Source organism: Streptomyces pactum (assembly GCF_016031615.1).
Taxonomy (GTDB): Bacteria; Actinomycetota; Actinomycetes; order Streptomycetales; family Streptomycetaceae; genus Streptomyces; species Streptomyces pactus.
Map to the genome: position 1 here is coordinate 253,690 of NZ_JACYXC010000002.1, position 20,027 is coordinate 273,716.

Here is a 20,027-nt window from a genome sequence, read left to right on the forward strand (position 1 = left end):
ACAGTGGCGAACGAAGACAAGCTTCGCGAGAACCTCCGGTGGGCGGCGGCCGAACTCGGCGAGACCCGCCGCCGGGTGCGCGAACTGGAGGACGCCGCCCGGGAACCCATCGCCATCATCGGGATGAGCTGCCGCTTCCCCGGCGGCATCAGCTCCCCCGAAGGACTGTGGGACCTGGTCGCCGCCGGCCGGGAGGCGATCGGCGAACCCCCCGCCCACCGGGGCTGGCGGGCCGAGGAGTGCTACGACCCCGAGGGCCGCCGCCCGCGCACCTCCTACGTCTGGGAAGGCGGCTTCCTCGCCGACGCGGACGCCTTCGACCCCACCCTGTTCGACATCAGCCCGCGCGAGGCGCTCGCCATGGACCCGCAGCAGCGGCTGCTGCTGGAGACCTCCTGGGAGGCGTTCGAACGCGCCGGGATCGACCCCGGGCGGGTGCGCGGCGAGCGGATCGGCGTCTACGCCGGTCTCATGTACCACGACTACGCGTCCCGGCTGACCTCGGTGCCCGAGGCCGTCGAGGGATTCGTCGGCAGCGGCAGCTCCGCCAGCGTCGCCTCCGGCCGCATCGCCTACGTGCTCGGCCTGGAGGGGCCCGCCGTCACCCTCGACACGGCCTGCTCCTCCTCCCTGGTCACGCTCCACCTGGCCGCCCAGGCGCTGCGTCGCGGCGACTGCCGGATGGCCCTGGCCGGCGGCGTCACCGTGATGGCCACCCCCGGCAGCTTCATCGAGTTCAGCCGGCAGAACGGACTGGCCCGGGACGGCCGGGTCAAGGCGTTCGCCGAGGCCGCGGACGGCACCGGCTGGGGCGAGGGCGTCGGCATGCTCCTGGTCGAGCGGCTCTCCGACGCCCTCCGCAACGGCCACCCGGTGCTGGCCGTGCTGCGCGGTTCCGCGGTGAACCAGGACGGCGCCAGCAGCGGCCTGTCCGCCCCCAACGGCCCCTCCCAGCAACGCGTCATCCGTCAGGCTCTGGCCGACGCCGGCCTCTCCGCGGACCTGGTGGACGCGGTGGAGGCGCACGGGACGGGGACGAAACTGGGTGACCCGATCGAGGCGCAGGCGCTGCTGGCCACCTACGGCCAGGGCCGGCCCGCCGACCGTCCGCTCTGGCTGGGCTCCCTGAAGTCCAACATCGGGCACACCCAGGCCGCCGCCGGCGTCGGCGGTGTGATCAAGATGGTGATGGCGATGCGGCACGGCACCCTGCCGCGCACCCTCCACGTCGACCGGCCGACCTCCCACGTCAACTGGTCGGCGGGCGCGGTGGAGCTGCTGACCGAGGAGCGGCCGTGGCCGGAGACCGGCCGGCCGCGCCGCGCCGCGGTCTCCTCCTTCGGGGTCAGCGGCACCAACGCCCATGTGATCCTCGAACAGGCCCCGGCCGAGCGGACCACCGCCGATGCCGCCCCCGACGACGCGGTGACGGAGGTCCGGCAGGCGCCGGGTGGGGTGGTGCCGTGGGTGGTGTCGGGCCGTGGCGCGGAGGCGCTGCGGGCACAGGCCGACCGGCTGGCGGCGTTCGTGACCCAGTCGCCCGATGCGGGTGTGGCGGAGGTGGCGCGTTCGCTGGTGGTCTCGCGGGCGGCGCTGGAGCACCGGGCGGTGGTGATCGGTTCGGACCGTGCGGAGCTGCTGTCGGGCCTGCAAGCCGTTGCCGCGGGGGAGACCGCGGGCGCTTCCCAGGTGGTGGTGGGGGAGCGGACCGGACGTCGTCAGGCGGTGTTCGTCTTCCCCGGTCAGGGGTCGCAGTGGGTGGGTATGGCGGTGGAGTTGCTGGATGCGGGTGGGGTGTTCGCGGAGGCCCTGGCCGAGTGTGGTGAGGCGTTGGCGGAGTTCGTGGAGTGGCGCCTGGAGGATGTGCTGCGGGGTGCGGCGAGCGCTCCGGGGTTGGGGCGGGTGGATGTGGTGCAGCCGGTGTTGTGGGCGGTGATGGTGTCGTTGGCGCGGGTGTGGCGGTCAGTGGGGGTGGAGCCGGCTGCGGTGGTGGGGCATTCGCAGGGGGAGATCGCGGCGGCGTGTGTGGCGGGTGCGTTGTCGGTGCGGGACGCGGCGCGGGTGGTGGCGCTGCGGTCCAAGGCACTGCTGGAGATCGCCGGCGACGGCGGCATGGCATCGATACCGCTGCCCGTGGGCGAGGTGGAGAAGGCGCTGACCGCCGCCGGGCTGGAGGGCCGGCTGTCGGTGGCCGCCCTCAACGGTCCGTCCTCCACGGTGGTGGCCGGTGACGCGGCGGCGATCGAGGGCATCGTGGCCGACCTGGTGGCCCGGGAGGTACGGGCGAAGAAGATCCCGGTGGACTACGCCTCCCATTCGTCCCATGTGGAAGCGATCCGGGGGCGGCTGCTGGCCGATCTCGCGGACATCCGCCCCCTCGCCTCACAGGTGCCCTTCCACTCCACCGTCACCGGTGAAGTGCTGGACACCACGCGGCTGGACGCGGAGTACTGGTACACCAACCTGCGGCAGCCGGTCCGCTTCGCACCGGTCGTCCGGGCGCTGCTCACCGAGGCCCATGACGCGTTCATCGAGTGCACCCCGCACCCGGTGCTCACCGTCGCCGTCGAGGAGACCGCAGAGGACACCGGCACCACCGCCGTCGTGGTCGGCTCACTGCGCCGGGACGAGGGCGGCCCACGGCGGATGCTCACCTCCCTCGCCCAGGCCTACACCCGGGGCGTCCACGTGGACTGGACGGCCCTGCTGCCGCAGGTTCCGCACCGCCACCTGGACCTGCCCACCTACGCCTTCCAGCACCAGCGGCTGTGGCTCCACGACGCCGCCACCGCCGGCGATGTCCGGTCCGCCGGACTCCAGGCCGCCACGCACCCGCTGCTGGGCGCCGCGCTGCCGCTGGCCGGCGAGGACGAACTCGTGCTGGCCGGCCGGATCTCCGTCGAGGCCCACCCCTGGCTCGCCGACCACGCCGTCTTCGGCACCGTGCTGGTTCCCGGCACCGCCCTGGTGGAGCTCGCCGTCCACGCCGGTGACCAGGTGGGCTGCCCGCACCTGGACGAGCTGACGCTGAGCGCCCCGATGGTGCTGCCCGAACGCGGCGGCATCCAGCTGCAGCTGGCCGTCGGCGCGCCCGACGACACCGGCCGCCGCCCGCTGACCGTGCACTCCCGCCCCGAGCAGGCCGCCGCGGACACCCCCTGGACCTGCCACGCCACCGGCGCCCTCACCCCCGCCGGGGCCCGGCCCGACAACGGCCTCACCGCCTGGCCGCCGCCCGGCGCCACCCCGGTGGACCTGGACGGGCTCTACCCGCGGCTGGCCGCCGACGGCCTCGGCTACGGCCCGGCGTTCCAGGGCCTGAAGGCGGCCTGGCGGCGCGGCGACGAGGTGTACGCGGAGGTCGCCCTGGACGCCGACCGGCACGAGGACGCCGCCCGGTTCGGAATCCACCCGGCGCTGCTCGACGCCGCCCTGCACGCCGCCGGGCTGCGCACCGACGGCGAGGTGCGGCTGCCGTTCTCCTGGTCCGGGGTGACCCTGCACGCCACCGGCGCCACCGCGCTGCGGGTCCGCCTGGCCCCGGCCGGCACCGACACCATCACCCTGACGGTGGCCGACGGCGCCGGCGGCCCGGTGGCAACGGTCACCTCCCTGGTGAGCCGCCCGGTCTCCGCCGAGCAGCTGCGGGCCGCCCGGGACGACGCCGGTGACGCGCTGCTGCACCTGGAGTGGACCGGGACGGCCGCCGAACGGCAGGCCCCGGCCGCCCGGTGGGCGCTGGTCGGCCCCGACCCGCTGGGCCTGGCCGCCGCCCTCACCGGTGCCGGCCACCAGGTCACCACCCACCCCGACCTGGACGCGCTCGCCGCCGCCACCGCCGCCGGCGACCCGCTGCCGGACACGGTCCTGCTCGGCCGCGCGGCCCCGGAGCCGGCCGGCAGCCCCGGACCGCACCTCGCCGATGAGGTGCGGGAGACCACCCACCGTACCCTCGCCGCCCTCCAGCGGTGGCTGGCCGACGAGGCCTTCACCGCCGCCCGGCTGGCACTGGTCACCCGGGGCGCGGTGGCCGCCGCCCCCGGTGAGCCGGTGACCGACCTGGTGCACGCCCCGGTGTGGGGGCTGATCCGTTCCGCCCAGACCGAGAACCCGGACCGGTTCGTCCTGCTCGACCTCGACGCGCGCGCCGACTCGGCGGCGGCCGTGCCCGCCGCCCTGGCCACCGGCGAACCGCAACTGGCCGTGCGCGCCGGACAGGTCCTCGTACCCCGGCTGGTGCGCTCCGGCACCACGCCCGGCCTGGGCCCGGTGCCCCGGGAACCCGGCTGGCGGCTCGACGTCACCGCCAAGGGCACCCTGGAGAACCTGGCCCTGCTGCCGTACCCGGAGGCCACCCGGCCCCTGGAGCCGGGACAGATCCGGCTCGCGGTGCGCTCCGCCGGCATGAACTTCCGGGACGTGCTGCTCGCCCTGGGCATGGTCGACCAGGAGACGATGGGCGGCGAGGCGGCCGGCATCGTGCTGGAGACCGGGCCCGGCGTCACCGGATTCGCCCCCGGCGACCGCGTCATGGGCATGGTGCCCGGCGCCTTCGGACCGGTCGTCGTGGTGGACCGGCGACTGGTCTTCCCGCTCCCCGCCGACTGGACCTTCACCCAGGGCGCCACCGTACCGATCGCCTTCCTCACCGCCTACTACGGACTGGTGGACCTCGCCCGCCTGCGGGCCGGCGAGTCGGTCCTCATCCACGCCGCCACCGGCGGTGTGGGCATCGCCGCCGTCCAGCTCGCCCGGCACCTGGGCGCCGAGGTGTACGTCACGGCCGGCCCCGCCAAGTGGGACACGCTGCGGGCCATGGGCATCCCCGAGGACCGCATCGCCTCCTCCCGCTCCCTCGACTTCGAGGAGCACATCCGCGCCGCCACCGGCGGGCGGGGCGTCGACGTGGTGCTCAACTCGCTGGCCAACGAGTTCGTGGACGCCTCGCTGCGGCTGCTCGCCGACGGCGGACGCTTCATCGAGATGGGCAAGACCGACATCCGCGACCCGCAGGCCGTCACCGCGGCCCACCCGGGGGTCGGCTACCAGTGGTTCGACCTCATCGAGGCCGGCCACGACCGCATCGGCGAGATGCTCGACGCCCTCATGGACCTCTTCCACGGCGGCGCGCTGGCACCGCTGCCCGCCGCCACCTGGGACCTGCGGCGCGCCCCGGAGGCCTTCCGGCACATGAGCCAGGCCCGGCACGTCGGCAAGCTCGTCCTCACCGTCCCGCGGCCGCTCGACCCCGAGGGCACCGTCCTGATCACCGGCGGCACCGGAGTGCTCGGCGGCCTGGTGGCCCGGGAGCTGGTGCGGCGGCACGGCGCCCGGCACCTGCTGCTGGTCGGCCGGCAGGGCGGGGCCTCCGCCCGCGCCCGGGAACTCGCCGACGAACTCACCGGTCTGGGCGCCCGGGTGACCCTCGCCGCCTGCGACGCGGCCGACGCCGAGGCGCTGGCCGCGGTGCTCGACGCGGTACCCGACCGGCACCCGCTCACCGCCGTGGTGCACGCCGCGGGCGTCCTCGACGACGCCGTCATCGCCTCGCTCACCCCCCGGCAGGTGGACGCGGTGCTGCGCCCCAAGGTGGACGCCGCCTGGAACCTGCACCGGCTGACCGCCCACCTCGACCTCACCGCGTTCGTGATGTTCTCCTCCTCCGCGGCGATCCTCGGCGGCGGCGGCCAGGGCAACTACGCGGCGGCCAACGCCTTCCTGGACGCCCTGGCCCAGCACCGCCGGGCCCACGGACTGCCCGGCCTGTCCATCGCCTGGGGCCTGTGGGAGCAGTCCAGCGGCATGACCGGCCACCTCGCCGAGACCGACCTGACCCGGATGCGCCGCTCCGGGATCACCCCGCTGTCCGACGCCGACGGAGTGGCGCTGTTCAGCGCAGCCCTCGACGCCGACCGGGCGCTCCAGGTCGCGATGGGCCTGGACGTCGCGGCGCTGCGCACCGCGAGCGGCGCCGGGGGCACGGTGCCGGTGCTGCTCGGCGCGCTGGTCGGCCCGCCCGCCCGGCGCACCGCGAGCGCCCGGGCGGCCTCCGGCGAGCAGGAACTGGCCCGCCGCCTGGCCCGGCTCAGCGGCGCCGAGCGCGACCGGGCCCTGCTGCAGCTCGTACGGGAGCACGCCGCGACCGTCCTCGGACACGCATCGCCCCAGGCCGTCCACCCCGACCAGGCGTTCAAGCAGCTGGGCTTCGACTCGCTGACCGCGGTGGAGCTGCGGAACCGGATCTCCGCCGCCACCGGGCTGCGGCTGCCGGCCACCATGGTCTTCGACCACCCCACCCCCACCGCGCTCGCCGCGCTGCTGCGCTCCCGGCTCGCCCCCCAGGACCCGGCGCCCACCGGGGCGGACCTCCCCGACGACGCGGTGCGGCGCCTGCTCGGCGCCATCGAGCCGGCCCGGCTGCGGGAGGCCGGGCTCCTCGACACCCTGCTGGAGCTGGCCGGCGCCGCCGGGGTGTCCGGTCCGGCGGCGGACGACGGCCCGCACGGCCCCGGCGCGACGGCCGACGACGGCGACGGCACCGGCGACGACATCGACGAGGTCGACGACCTGGACCTCGACGAGCTGGTGGACCTGGCACTCGACACCACCGACCAGTGACGACGCGCCCACCGGTGCGCGGATGTGCGGAGACGACGGGACGACGGGACGACATGGCGACATCGAACGAGAAGGTCCTTGAGGCGCTGCGGGCATCGGTCAAGGAGACCAAGCGGCTGCGCCGGCAGAACCGGCAGCTGACCGAGGCGATGCGGGAACCGGTCGCCATCGTCGGCATGGCCTGCCGCTTCCCCGGTGACGTCCGGTCACCGGAGGACTTCTGGCGGCTGCTCGCCTCCGGCGGCGACGCGATCGGCGACTTCCCCACCGACCGCGGCTGGGACGTGGACGGCCTGTACGACCCCGACCCCGACCGGCTCGGCAAGAGCTACGTGCGGCACGGCGGGTTCGTCCGCGGCGCCGACCGCTTCGACGCCGAGTTCTTCGGCATCAGCCCGCGCGAGGCCCAGGCGATGGACCCGCAGCAGCGGCTGCTGCTGGAGACCTCCTGGGAGGCGTTCGAACGCGCCGGGATCGACCCGGCGTCGGTACGCTCCAGCAGGACCGGGGTCTTCGTCAGCGCGGCCCCCCTCGGCTACGCCACCGGCGACCAGACCTCCGACGGCGCCGAGGGGTACCGGCTGACCGGCACCACCGTCAGCGTCGCCTCCGGCCGGCTCGCCTACGTCTACGGGCTGGAGGGGCCCGCGGTCACCATCGACACCGCCTGCTCCTCCTCCCTGGTCGCCCTCCACCTGGCGTGCCGCTCGCTGCGGCTGGGGGAGTGCTCGCTCGCCCTGGCCGGCGGCGCCGCGGTGATGGCCGCACCGCACATGTTCGTGGAGTTCAGCCGGCAGCGCGGACTCGCCCCGGACGGCCGCTGCAAGGCGTTCGCCGGCGCGGCCGACGGCACCTCCTGGGGCGAGGGCGCCGGCATCCTGCTGCTGGAGAAGCTCTCCGACGCCCGCCGCCACGGCCACCCCGTCCTCGCCGTGGTCCGCGGCACCGCGGTCAACCAGGACGGCGCCTCCAACGGGCTGACCGCCCCCAGCGGCCCCGCCCAGCAGCGGGTCATCACCGAGGCGCTGGCCGACGCCCGGCTGACCGCCGGTGAGGTCGACGCGGTGGAGGCGCACGGGACCGGGACGAAACTGGGCGACCCGATCGAGGCCCAGGCGCTGCTGGCCACCTACGGCCAGGGCCGGCCCGAGGACCGGCCGCTGTGGCTGGGGTCGGTGAAGTCCAACATCGGCCACACCCAGCTCGCCGCCGGCGCCGCCGGGGTGATCAAGATGGTGCTGGCCATGCGTCACGGCCTGCTGCCGCAGACCCTCCACGTCGACGAGCCGACCCCGCACGTGGACTGGGAGGCCGGCGCGGTGCGGCTGCTGACCCGGGCCCGCGAGTGGCCCGAGACCGGCCGTCCCCGGCGCGCCGGGGTGTCCTCCTTCGGCATCAGCGGCACCAACGCCCACGTCATCCTGGAACTCCCCGACCCCGACGGGGCACCGGCGGCCGACGAGGAGGCCCCGGACTCCCCGGACGACGCCACCGCCACCGGTGCCGCCGCCCCCGCCGTCACCGTCACCGACGCCGCGGACGCCGGCCCCGCCCCGGGGCCCGCCGCGCCGGAGCCGGCCGCCGAGGGCCCGCTGCTGTGGCCGGTCAGCGCCCACGACCCCGAGGCGCTGACCGACCAGGCCGCCCGTCTCCACGACGCGGTCCGGGCCAACCCCGACTGGCACCCCCACGACATCGGCTGGTCCCTGGCCACCACCCGGGCCGCGCTGCCGCACCGCGCGGTGTTGCTGGGCGCCGACCGCGACGAACTGCTGGCCGGACTCGGCGCGCTGCGCGACGGCCGGCCCGGCCCCGCGACGGTCCTGGGCACCACCGCCCACGGCGGCTCCGTCGCCTTCCTCCTCACCGGCCAGGGCGCCCAGCGCGCCGGTGCCGGACGCGACCTCCACCGCCACCACCCGGTCTTCGCCCGGGCCCTGGACGACGCCTGCGAACGCCTCTCCGCCCACCTGGGCCGGCCGCTGCGGGACATCCTGCTGGCCGAACCGGACACCCCCGAGGCCGCCCTGCTGGACCGCACCGCCTACACCCAGGCCGGCCTGTTCGCCCTGGAGGTGGCGCTCTTCCGGCTCCTGGAGTCCTGGGGGGTGCGCCCCGACTACCTGCTGGGCCACTCCATCGGCGAACTGGCCGCCGTCCACGTCGCCGGCGCCATCGGCCTGGACGACGCCGCGGCCGTGGTCGCCGCCCGCGGCACCCTGATGCAGAACCTGCCGCCCGGCGGTGCGATGGTCGCCCTCCAGGCCACCGAGGACGAGGTCCGGGCCCTGCTGACCGGCGACCACGAACGGCGGGCGAGCATCGCCGCCGTCAACGGCCCCGCCTCGGTCGTCCTGTCCGGCGACGAGGAGACGGTGCTCGGCATCGCCGGGCGGCTGGGCGCCGACGGCCGGAAGACCAAGCGGCTGCGGGTCAGCCACGCCTTCCACTCCCCGCACATGGACCCCATGCTCGAACCGTTCCGCGCCGCCGTCGCCCGGGCGGACTGGACGGAGCCGGTCATCCCGGTGGTCTCCAACCTCACCGGCCGCCCCCTCACCGGCGACCAGGTGCGCTCCGCCGACTACTGGGTACGCCACGTCCGGCACGCCGTCCGCTTCCACGACGGCGTACGCCACCTGGTGGACCAGCAGGTGACCACCCTGGTGGAACTGGGCCCCGGCGGCGTGCTCTCCGCCATGGCGCAGGACTGCCTCACCGAGGACGACCCCGGCACGGTGGCCCTGCCGCTGCTCCGCCGCGACCAGCCGGAGACCACCAGCACCCGCACCGCCCTGGCCCGGCTCTTCGCCCGGGGCGTGCCCCTGGACCGGCGGGCGCTCAGCCCCGGCGGCCCCGGCCGCCGCCTCGACCTGCCCACCTACGCCTTCCGGGGCACCCGGCACTGGACCACCGCCGCCACCGGCGCCCCGACCGACGCCACCGGCCTGGGCCTGGACACCGCGGACCACCCGCTGCTCGGGGCCGCCGTCACCCCCGCCGACGGCGACGGCCTCATCCTCACCGGGCGGCTGTCCCGGCGTTCCCCCGGCTGGCTCGCCGACCACGTGGTGCTCGGCACCGTCGTCGTCCCCGGCACCGCCTACCTGGACCTGGCCCTGCACGCCGCCCGCCGGGTGGGCTGCGACACGGTGGAGGAGCTCACCCAGGAGGCCCCGCTGATCCTCCCCGAGCACGGCGCGGTGCGCATCCAGCTGACCGTCGGCGCCGCCGACCCGGACGGGCGCCGCCCGGTGCGCGTCCACTCCCGCCCCGACGACGACGAACCGCACCCGTGGACCCGGCACGCCGACGGCGTCCTCACCACCGGCGGCACAAACACCCCGGCCGCGCCCCCCGGCCCCGCCCGGGAGCTGGCCGGCAGCTGGCCCCCGCCCGGTGCCACCGCGGTGGACATCGCCGACTTCTACCCCTCCGTCGTCGAGGACGGCTTCGCCTACGGCCCCTCCTTCCGCGGCCTGCGCGCCGTGTGGCGCGCCGGCGACCGGACGTACGCCGAGGTCGTCCTGCCCGACGGGGAGCCCGCCGACGGCTACGGGCTGCACCCCGCCCTGCTGGACGCCGCCCTGCACGCCGGTCTCGTCGGCAACACCGGCGACCAGGTCCGGCTGCCGTTCGCCTGGAGCGGCGTCCGCCTCCACGCCACCGGCGCCACCACCCTGCGGGTACGGACCGAACCCACCGGCCCCGACACCATCACCCTCACCGTGGCGAGCCCGGCCGGCCGGCCGGTGGCCTCGGTGGACGCCCTGCGGGCCCGCCCGGTCTCCCTCGCCCAGCTCCGCGCCGCCGGCCGCCGCGGCCTGGACGCCCTCCACCAGCTCACCTGGACCCCGCCGGCGGACGGGCCGGCCGCCGCGCCCCGCACCCGGGACTGCGTCCTGCTCGGGCCGGACGCCACCGGCCGGCTGGACGGCACCGCCACGGCCGACCACCACCCGGACCTGGCCGCCCTGGCCCGGGCCGTGGACGCCGGCCGGGCGGTGCCCGACACCGTCGTCCTCCACCTCCCGGGCCCCGGCGACGGGCCGACCGTGCCGGACGCCGTCCGCCACACCCTCCGCCACACCCTCACCGAACTGCGCGGCTGGCTCGCCGACGAACGGTTCGCCACCTCCCGGCTGGTGGTGGTCACCCACCACGCCGTCACCACCGGCCCGCACGACACCCCGCCCGAACCGGCCCTCGCCCCGGTGTGGGGCCTGGTCCGCGCCGCCCAGGCCGAACACCCCGACCGCGTGGTCCTGCTCGACCTGGACGACACCCGGCGGGCGCTGACCGACCTGCTGGCCGCCGCGGACCGCGACGAACCGCAGCTCGCCGCCCGCGGGGACGGCTGGCTCACCCCCGGCTGGCCCCCGGCGCGCCCCGCCGCCCCCCGACCCGGACCGGGCCCCGGTCCTCGACCCGGACGGCACCGTACTGATCACCGGCGGCACCGGCTCGCTGGGCCGCCTGGTCGCCCGCCACCTGGCCACCACCCACGGCATCCGGCACCTGCTGCTGATCGGCCGCCGCGGGCCGGACGCCGAGGGGGCCGGCGAACTGCGCGAGGAACTCACCGCCCTGGGCGCCGAGGTGACCCTGACCGCCTGCGACGCCTCCGACCGCGACGCGCTCGCCGCGGTACTGGACGCGGTCCCCGCCGCGCACCCGCTGACCGCGGTGGTGCACACCGCCGGCGTGGTGGACGACGCGGTCGTCACCCAGCTGACCCCCGAACGGCTCGGCACCGTCCTGGCGGCCAAGGCGGACGCCGCCTGGCACCTGCACGAACTCACCCGGGACCGGGACCTCGCCGCGTTCGTGCTGTTCTCCTCGGCCACCGCCACCCTCGGCGGCGCCGGCCAGGGCAACTACGCCGCGGCCAACCTGTTCCTGGACGCCCTCGCCCAGTACCGCGCCGCGCACGGCCTGCCCGCCCTCTCCCTCGCCTGGGGCCTGTGGGAGCAGACCGGCGGCATGGCCGGGGAACTGGACGCCACCGCACTGCGCCGGATGCGCCGGTCTGGGGTGCTGCCGCTGACCGCCGACGACGGCCTCGCGCTGCTGGACACCGCGCTGGCCGGCGACCAACCGCTGCTGCTGCCGGTCCGGCTCGACCTCGCCGCGCTGCGCACCGCCACAGGCCCGGTGCCCCCGCTGCTGCGCGGCCTGGTCCGCGCCCCCGCCGCGACCGCCGCCGACCCCGGCGGCAGCGGCACCCCGGAACTGGCGCACCGGCTCGCCGGGCTGTCCCCGGACAAACGGCGGGAGGCGCTGCTGGAGGTGGTCCGCACCCAGGTGGCCCAGGTGCTCGGCCACGGCACCGCCCAGGCCGTCGCCCCCGAGCGCGCCTTCGACGAACTGGGCTTCGACTCGCTGACCGCGGTGGAACTGCGCAACCGGCTCACCGCCGCCACCGGACTGCGCCTGCCCACCACCCTGATCTTCGACCACCCCACCTCCGCCGCGCTCGCCCGCCACCTGGACGCCGCGCTGCCCACCGACGGCGCGCCCGCGGCCAACCCCGTGCTGGAGGAGCTGGACAAACTGGAGGCGGTGCTCGACGGGATCGGTGCCGACGACCCGGAACAGGCGCGGATCGCCACCCGGCTGCGGGCGCTGGCCGCCCGGTGGGGCGGGCGGCACGACACCGTGCCCCCGGACGGCGGCACCCAGGGCCTGGCCGGGGACCTGGAATCCGCCCCCGACGAGGAGGTCTTCGCCTTCATCGAGCGGGAACTGGGCATCTCCTGACCCCTCGGCAGCAGGCCGCCGCCCCGGCGGCGGCCTGCTGCCAACCGGTGCCGCCGCTTCCGGGCACCGCCGGCCGCCCCGCCTGACCGTGCGCCACCGCCCGCCCGGTGGCGGCGCACGCACCCCGGCGGGCCGGCCGCACCCGCGGTCACCGCCTGCCCGCCCGGCGGCGGCACCGCGCCCCGAGGCGCGTGCACACGTTCCGCACCCGGTGCCCCGCACCCGTGGCCCCTACCGGGAGTCGCGGCCCGGACACCGGGTAGGCGCACGGTCGGCCCGCCGGTGAGCCGGGCGGGTGACCCGGAAGCCCCGGCCCCGCGCCGGGCACCCGCCGCCCCGCCCGGCCTGGTTACCGTCCCAGGAGTCCGGGACGACCGTCGGGCCCGCCGGCGCCAGCACGGAACGAAAGGAAGACCTGTGGCCATCAAGGTGTCCGACTTCATCCTCCGGCGACTGCGCGAATGGGACGTCGACCACGTCTTCGGCTACCCGGGTGACGGGATCAACGGCCTGCTCGCGGCGTGGGCCCGCGCCGAGGACCGGCCGTCGTTCATCCAGGCCCGGCACGAGGAGATGGCCGCCTTCGAGGCCGTCGGCTACGCCAAGTTCTCCGGCAAGGTCGGGGTGTGCGTGGCCACCTCCGGACCCGGCGCGATCCACCTCCTCAACGGCCTGTACGACGCCAAGCTCGACCATGTGCCGGTGGTCGCGATCGTCGGCCAGACCGACCGCAGCGCCATGGGCGGCTCCTACCAGCAGGAGGTGGACCTGCTCAGCCTCTTCAAGGACGTGGCCGCCGACTTCTGCGAGATGGTCACCGTCCCCGAACAGCTGCCCAACGTCCTGGACCGGGCCATCCGCACCGCCTACAGCCGGCGGACCGTCACCGCCGTGATCGTCCCCGGCGACGTGCAGCAGCTGGACCACCGCGCCCCCTCGCACGCCTTCAAGATGGTCCCCTCCAGCCTCGGCGTCTCCGACTACGCGCCGCTGCCCGCCCCCGCGGACGTGGAGCGCGCCGCCCAGCTCCTCAACGAGGGCGAGAAGGTCGCGATCCTGGCGGGCCAGGGCGCCCGCGGCGCCCGCGCCCAGCTGGAGGCGGTCGCCGAGACGCTCGGCGCCGGCGTGGCCAAGGCCCTGCTGGGCAAGGACGTGCTCCCCGACGACCTGCCCTACGTCACCGGCGCCATCGGCCTGCTCGGCACCCGGCCCAGCTACGAACTCATGCGGGACTGCGACACCCTGCTGGTGATCGGCTCCAGCTTCCCCTACAGCCAGTTCCTCCCGGAGTTCGACCAGGCCCGCGCGGTACAGATCGACATCGACCCGTTCATGGTCGGCCTGCGCTACCCCTTCGAGGTCAACCTGGTCGGGGACGCCGCCGTCACCCTGGACCGGCTGCTGCCGCTGCTGCGGCGGAAGAAGAACCGCAAGTGGCGCGGGCAGGTCGAGGCGAACGTGGCCCGGTGGTGGCAGGTGATGGAACGCCGGGCCACCGTCGAGGCCGACCCGGTCAACCCCGAGTACGTGGTGCACACCCTCGACGCCCAGCTGCCCGAGGACGCCGTCGTCACCGCCGACTCCGGCTCCGCGGCCAACTGGTACGCCCGCCACCTGCGGATGCGGGGCACCATGCGCGGCTCGCTCTCCGGCACCCTGGCCACCATGGGCCCGGGCGTGCCCTACGCCATCGGCGCCAAGTTCGCCGACCCCGGCCGCCCGGCCATCGCCCTGGTCGGCGACGGCGCCATGCAGATGAACGGCATGGCCGAACTCGTCACCGTCGCCAAGTACTGGCGCCGCTGGGGCGACCCCCGGCTGGTCGTGGCGGTGCTCAACAACCAGGACCTCAACCAGGTGACCTGGGAGATGCGCGCGATGTCCGGCTCACCGCAGTTCGAGCCGTCCCAGCACCTGCCCGACGTGCGGTACGCCGACTTCGCCACCTCCCTCGGACTGCTGGGCCTGCGCGTGGAGAAGCCCGAGCAGGTCACCGACGCCTGGCGTCGGGCGCTCGCCGCGGACCGGCCCGCCGTCCTGGACTTCCGCACCGACCCCGACGTGCCGCCGATCCCGCCGCACTCCAGCTGGGACGAGATCGAGTCGACCGCCGCCGCCCTCCTGAAGGGTGACTCGAACCGCGCCGGGGTGCTCAAGCAGGGCGTGAAGGCCAAGCTCCAGGAGATGCTCCCCGGCGGACGCCGCCGGGAGGAGCGCCCGGACCACTGACCGGACCGGTACACCGGCGGGCTCCGCCGGCGTACCGGCCGCGGCCGGGGCCCCGCGCCCGGCCCCTTCCGCCGCCGCGCCCTCGGGCCCCGCACCCCGGGCCGGGACCCGGGCGCGGCGGCGCCGGCCGCTACGCGGTCCAGCCCAGCAGCGGCTCCTGCCGCTCCGGCGACCGCAGATGGGCCAGTGCCTGCTTCTCCAGCTGCCGCACCCGCTCGCGGGTCAGCCCCACCTGGTCGGCGATCTGCTGGAAGGTGTGCGACCGGCCGTCGTGCAGGCCGTAGCGCAGGCTGAGGATCATCGCCTCCCGGGGGGAGAGGGTGCCGACGGTGGCCCGCAGGTCCTCCGCGAGCGCCCGGTACTCCACCACCTCGGGCGCCTGCAGCGCCTCCACATCCTCGATCAGGTCCCCCACCACCGTCTCGCCGTCCTCGCCGACCGGGGTGTCCAGGCTGATCGCCTCCCGGCCCACCCGGCGCAGCTCCAGGACCTTCTCCACGGTGAACCCGCTCTCCGCCGACACCTCCTCGGGGGTCGGCTCACGGCCCAGGGACAGATGCAGCCGCCGCTCGACCCGGCCCACCTTGGACAGGTCCTCCACCACGTGCGCGGGCAGCCGCACCGTCCGGGCGTGGGTGGACACCCCGCGGTCGATCGCCTGCCGGATCCACCAGGTGGCGTAGGTGGAGAACTTGTACCCCTTGGCGTAGTCGAACTTCTCCACCGCCCGGATCAGCCCCAGGTTGCCCTCCTGCACCAGGTCCAGGAAGGGCAGTCCGCGGCGGCTGTACTTCTTGGCGACGGAGACCACCAGGCGCAGGTTGGCGCGGATCATGTGGTCCTTGGCGTGCTGCCCGTCCACGGCCAGCGCCCGGAGCTCCCACGCCAGCCGCCCGGGCAGCTCCCGGCGGTCCGCCTCGGCCTCCCGCAGCAGCTCGTCGGCGTACACCCCCGCCTCGATCCGCTTGGACAGCTCCACCTCCTGCTCCGCGGTGAGCAGCGGCGTGGCCCCGATCTGGTCCAGGTAGCGGCGGACCAGGTCCGGATCCTCGTGCGGTTCCCGCGGCTCGGCGCGGTGGCGTGCGGCGGTCTGCGACGACATGATCATCGGCCTCCATCGGCGGTGACGGGGGAGCGCCACCGCCCTCAAGCCCGGCCGGTACGGGACGGGTGTCCGGCCGGTACGGGAACGGGCCTCGCCACCCACCCTACGCCCGCCCCGGCGTCCCGTCCGGGGCCGCCGCGGAGGCGGGTCCGGACACCGGGTGGGCCGGTGGGTCCGGGCCGGCCGGGACGGGACCCGGTGGGCCCGGGGAGCGTCCGGAGCCCGGCCGGTGCGGGCCGGGCCGGTGCCCGGCGCTCAGGCGGGCTTGAGCGGGTCGTGCCCGATGTTCATCAGCCGGTGCCGCCAGCCGGCCCCGCCGGCCTCCGGGTCCAGCTCCGCGTTGCGCTGGGTCCGCACGATCTCGCAGACCCGTCGCATCACCTCGACGTCGTCCTCGGTGAGGTCGGTGCGGCGCTTGCCCAGGATCTCCAGGACCCGCCGCCCGGTGGGGCTGCCGGCCTGGTCCGGGGGCTCCTCGGTGTCCTCACCCGCTGCCTGGACGCTGAGCCAGTCCTGCAGCTCGCGGGAGGTCATGTTGACGACCGTGTGGAACTCGTCCCACAGCTCGGCGCTGACCTGTGCTGCCATGGCGTGTCTCTCCGTACGTGGTGTGGCGTCGGGTGCCCCGGCCCGCGGCCGGCCCGCGGGAGGCGGAGGCGGCGGGGGGAGGGGCCGGGGCGCGGGAGAGGGGGAGCGGCCGGAAGCCCGGCCGGGAACAGGGGCGACCGGAGGGCCGGGACGGTGCGGACGCCACCTCTTCGGTGCCCGCCACGCCGGCCCCGGGCCGTGTCCGCCCCGGGGCCGGCCGGGTCCGACCCGACGGTCCCCGGGTGGCACGTACGGTCCGCCGCCCGCGCCCGCGCCTGCCGACCGTCCCCGACCCCGCGGCGGGCATCCCGCACCGGTCCGTCCGCGGGCCGGAAACCCCGATGGTTCACGGCGGCCCGGCGCAGCCGCGCGGCCGCCGGTCGTGGCGTCCCGCTGCCGGGCTCGGGCACGGTGCCCACCTCCTTCGCGCCCACGGGTTTCCGCCGGGCGGAACGGCAAAACCTCGCCGGTCCGCACCTCCGCCGGCCTTTCCGCCGGCCCGCCGGAGGTGCGGACCGGCGGAAAGGGGGAACCCGGGCCTCATGATGGAGAACAATCCCGATCCCCGTTCCACCGGTACGGCGCGGCGGCAGGCCGGCAGGCGGGTGCCGCCCGGCGAGACCCCGCCCGGCGAGTCCAGCATGTCCGGGGCCGGCCCGAACGAGACCCACAACCCCACCAAGGGCTGGGGCAAGGGGCCGACCATCGCCATCTGGCTGCTCGTCCTCTGTTTCGCCGTGTTCTTCGTGGCCTACGCCGTGGTGCTGCTGTAGCCCTCGGCCGCCGGTCCGTGCCGGCCGCGCCCGGCGCGGTGCGGCGGCCGAGGTGTGCCCGGCCGCGCCCGGCACGACCGTGGCCGGTTCGGCGGCGTCCGGTGCGGGGGATGCCGGGAGCACCGGCGTCCGGCGACGTGCGGGGCGGCTTCCGGCGGCGGTGCGAGGTGCGCCGGGGTGACCGGATGCCGCCCGCGAGGAACGCGCGGCAGCACTCCGCGGTCCACCGCCCGGTCGGTGACGGCCGCCCACCCCACCGGGCTCTCCGGCTCCGGTGACGGGACGCCGCACGGCCGGGTGCGGCACGGCGTCGGCGGCACGGCGACCGGTCGCCACGAGCTTCCGGCGCCGGCCCGGTGCGGTGTGCCGTCCGCAGCCGGCGCCTCCCGCCGCCGCGGAACCACCAGCCCCATCGGCGGGCCCGGTGCCGCACGACCGCCCGCCCGGGCGGACACGTCGGGCTGTCGGCCGGTTGCCGGCCGGGCGGGGAGCCCCTGTTCCCGGGCAGCCCGTGCCGGCGCGGTCGGGCGAGCCCCCGTCCGAACCCCCGCCCGAACCCCCGGGCGGGCACGGCCGGCCGCGCAGACGCTCCTCCGCCGGAGGCCGAACGGGGTACCGCCCTTCCGCCGGGACCGGCACCCCACGTCGTCGGCGCCCCACCTGCCTGGCCGGCACCCCGGGCGCCCGGCACCCCGCGCGCCCGGCGTAGGTAAGCGTGCCCCCGCCTCCCGGCCACCGCGGTGCCGGGCCCGTTCTCAGCCGACGTAGCGCCGGGCCCGGGAGTGCACCTGGGAGTACTCCAGCAGCCGCAGCCGGGCCTCCACCTCGGGCGGCAGCGTGCGCCGCTCCCGCAGCACCCAGGGCAGGCCGCGTGCCGCGTCGGCGAACGCCCGTACCGAGACCAGGTCCTTGGGCACGGCGGCGACGAGCAGCGCGGTACGCCGCAGCGCGGTCGGCACCGGCCGGCGCAGCCAGGTGAACCACAGAGTGTTCCGGATGCCGTGCCGGCGGCGCAGGGTGGCGTCACGGTGCGGGGACGCCCGGTGGTGGGCGGTCAGATGATCGGCGTAGACCAGCCACCAGCCCTCCGCCGCGAGGTCGGCGGCGAGCAGTTCCTCCTCCCCGCCGAGCACCAGCCGGGGCGAGAAGCCGCCCGCCGCGCGGAACGCGTCGGTGCGCAGGACGGTCGCCGCCGCCAGGAACGAACCCAGGGCGGGCCCGGGCAGCCACCGGGGTGCCGGCAGCGGTGACCGGCGGAGTTCGGCGACGACCGGGTCCTCGTAGGGCCGCCCCCGGTGCCGGGCCCATGCCCCCGGGCTGTCGGGGTGCGGATGCGCCACGATCCGGGCGGTCACGCTCACCAGCCGCTCGTGGGCGTCCAGCAGGTCGGCGGCACCGGCCAGCGATCCCGGTTCCCACCACGAGTCGTCGTCGCAGAAGGCCAGGTAGGGGGTGGTGACGTAGCGGGCCGCGAGATTCCGCCCCAGTGCGCCGAGGTTGCGGCCGGGGGTCAGCAGCCGGACCCACGGGTGGCACGCCCGCACCGCGGCGGCGGTCCCGTCCCGGGAGGCGTTGTCCACCACCGTGACCGGCGGCCGCTCGGGCAGCTCCGCCAGCCGTCCCAGGGTGTGCAGCAGGTCGTCGCGGCGGTTGTGGGTGATGACCACCACGGTGGTACGCGGGTCCGGTCCGCCGGGCGGGCGTGGGGTCGGGGTCATCCGTGCTCCTCCGTGCTCCTCCGGTTCCTCGTCCGTTCGCCGCCGCCCCTCACGGCGCCGACTCCAGCAGCCGCAGGCGGCGTTCCAGCCGGGCCGGGGCGGGGCGGCGCCGGCTGAGTGCCGCGGGCAGCAGCCGCACCGCCTCGGACAGCGCCTTCCGGGCCGCCGGGTCGCGCCGTCCGTCGGCCGCCAGCCGCACGGTGGCCGCCAGCGCGGTGCCCGCCGGCCGCCGCAGCCAGGTGGTGAGCAGGGCGTTCCGCAGCATCCGGGCCTCCCGCCCGGGGCGCGGGCCGGTGTGCGGATCGTGGTGGGCCACCACCTCGGGGCAGTGCACCACGCCCCAGCCGTGGGCGGCCAGGTCGATCGCCAGCAGCGACTCCTCACCGCCCACCCCGAGCAGCGGGTGGAAGCCGCCGGCCTGGAGGTACGCGTCCCGGCGCACCACCGAGGCGCAGGCCAGGAAACCGAGCACGGACCGCCCGGGCAGGTCCGGCTCCCGGCCCAGCGGTGACGTGCCCAGCAGCGCGTTCAGTGGGTCCGGCCGCTCCTCGGCGCCCACCAGCAGGCTCGCCGCCAGCAGCCCCACGCGCGGATGGGCCCGGAGGATCCGCACCGCCCGCCCCAGCGCCCCCGGCTCCCACCAGGAGTCGTCGTCGCTGAAGGCGATGTACGGGGTGCGCAGCGCGGCGGCGCCGTAGGTGCGCCCGGCCGCGGCCAGGTTCCGCCCCGGCCGCAGGACACGGACCCGCGGGTACCGGGCCCGCACCGCCTCCGCCGTTCCGTCCCGGGAGGCGTTGTCCACGACGACCACCGGCGGCCGCTCCGGGAGCCCGGTCAGGCGCTCCAGCGTACGCAGCAGGCTGGCGCGCCGGTCACGGGTGATCACCACGATGCCCAGGTCGGGGACGTGCGCCGACCCGGTCATCAGGTCGGGGCCGTGCGCCGGGGACGTGTCCATGACGACCTCTTCTCGTCGGTGTACGGGTCGGTGGACGCCTTCCGGCCGTCCGGTACGGGACCGCACCCGTTGGCCGGCACCTCACGGTTCGGCACGCACGGTCGGGCACCGCACGGTCCGGCACCGGTCCGCCGGTCCCGCCCCCCGACGCGGGGCGGCGGGCGGGACGGCCCGGAGGCCGCCCACGTGGGCCGGTGGCACCGCGGGGGGCACGCGGCGGCCGGGCCGTGTTGTCGGGCACCGCGCGGACCGGGCCCGGCCGGCGGCACAACCGCTCG

Annotated in this window: 8 protein-coding genes and 1 pseudogene; 5 read left to right on the forward strand and 4 right to left on the reverse strand. The window is 76.6% G+C overall.

Going from position 1 to position 20,027, the window contains the following annotated elements; genetic code table 11:
• Positions 1-3 precede the first annotated feature (3 nt).
• The 4 genes and pseudogenes from IHE55_RS29410 to IHE55_RS29420 all read left to right on the forward strand — a co-directional run bounded on the left by IHE55_RS29410 (position 4) and on the right by IHE55_RS29420 (position 14,607).
• Positions 4-6,618 (forward strand): SDR family NAD(P)-dependent oxidoreductase, encoded by a 6,615-nt coding sequence (locus tag IHE55_RS29410; RefSeq protein WP_197992458.1) that lies wholly within the window; start codon positions 4-6, stop codon positions 6,616-6,618.
• Between the two features lie 53 nt (positions 6,619-6,671).
• A pseudogene (locus IHE55_RS32030) lies at positions 6,672-10,928 on the forward strand (type I polyketide synthase); the annotation flags it as partial.
• A gap of 181 nt (positions 10,929-11,109) precedes the next feature.
• On the forward strand, positions 11,110-12,378 hold the full coding sequence (locus IHE55_RS32035) for a type I polyketide synthase (RefSeq protein WP_232267026.1): 1,269 nt from the start codon (positions 11,110-11,112) through the stop codon (positions 12,376-12,378).
• Positions 12,379-12,795: 417 nt separating this feature from the next.
• Positions 12,796-14,607, forward strand: coding sequence for a thiamine pyrophosphate-requiring protein (locus IHE55_RS29420; RefSeq protein WP_307826937.1), 1,812 nt, complete (start codon positions 12,796-12,798; stop codon positions 14,605-14,607).
• 130 nt (positions 14,608-14,737) lie between these two features.
• Here the strand turns inward: IHE55_RS29420 and IHE55_RS29425 are convergent, their stop codons facing one another.
• Positions 14,738-15,715: a sigma-70 family RNA polymerase sigma factor gene (locus IHE55_RS29425; protein WP_197992460.1), complete on the reverse strand. Its 978-nt coding sequence runs from the start codon at positions 15,713-15,715 to the stop codon at positions 14,738-14,740.
• A 252-nt stretch (positions 15,716-15,967) separates the two neighbouring features.
• Positions 15,968-16,300: a DUF3140 domain-containing protein gene (locus IHE55_RS29430; protein ID WP_197992461.1), complete on the reverse strand. Its 333-nt coding sequence runs from the start codon at positions 16,298-16,300 to the stop codon at positions 15,968-15,970.
• Positions 16,301-16,842: 542 nt separating this feature from the next.
• On the opposite strand from IHE55_RS29430, the gene IHE55_RS29435 reads away from it, so the two are divergent.
• Complete coding sequence (locus IHE55_RS29435; protein ID WP_197992462.1) at positions 16,843-17,073, forward strand: DUF6480 family protein; 231 nt, start codon at positions 16,843-16,845, stop codon at positions 17,071-17,073.
• Positions 17,074-17,828: 755 nt separating this feature from the next.
• Here IHE55_RS29435 and IHE55_RS29440 read toward each other — a convergent pair.
• Both IHE55_RS29440 and IHE55_RS29445 read right to left on the reverse strand, forming a co-directional pair.
• Entirely contained in the window at positions 17,829-18,791 is a 963-nt protein-coding gene (locus tag IHE55_RS29440) for a glycosyltransferase family 2 protein (RefSeq protein WP_197992463.1), read from the reverse strand.
• Positions 18,792-18,840: 49 nt separating this feature from the next.
• The gene (locus tag IHE55_RS29445; protein WP_232266978.1) at positions 18,841-19,749 is read right to left on the reverse strand and encodes a glycosyltransferase family 2 protein; all 909 of its coding nucleotides are present in this window, start codon (positions 19,747-19,749) and stop codon (positions 18,841-18,843) included.
• Positions 19,750-20,027: the final 278 nt, after the last annotated feature.

Coding starts and splice junctions, on each gene's coding strand:
- IHE55_RS29435 (WP_197992462.1), top strand. CDS start 16,843: ATGATGGAGAACAATCCCGATCCCCGTTCCACCGGTACGGCGCGGCGG.
- IHE55_RS29430 (WP_197992461.1), bottom strand. CDS start 16,300: ATGGCAGCACAGGTCAGCGCCGAGCTGTGGGACGAGTTCCACACGGTC.
- IHE55_RS29425 (WP_197992460.1), bottom strand. CDS start 15,715: ATGATCATGTCGTCGCAGACCGCCGCACGCCACCGCGCCGAGCCGCGG.
- IHE55_RS29445 (WP_232266978.1), bottom strand. CDS start 19,749: ATGGACACGTCCCCGGCGCACGGCCCCGACCTGATGACCGGGTCGGCG.
- IHE55_RS29440 (WP_197992463.1), bottom strand. CDS start 18,791: ATGACCCCGACCCCACGCCCGCCCGGCGGACCGGACCCGCGTACCACC.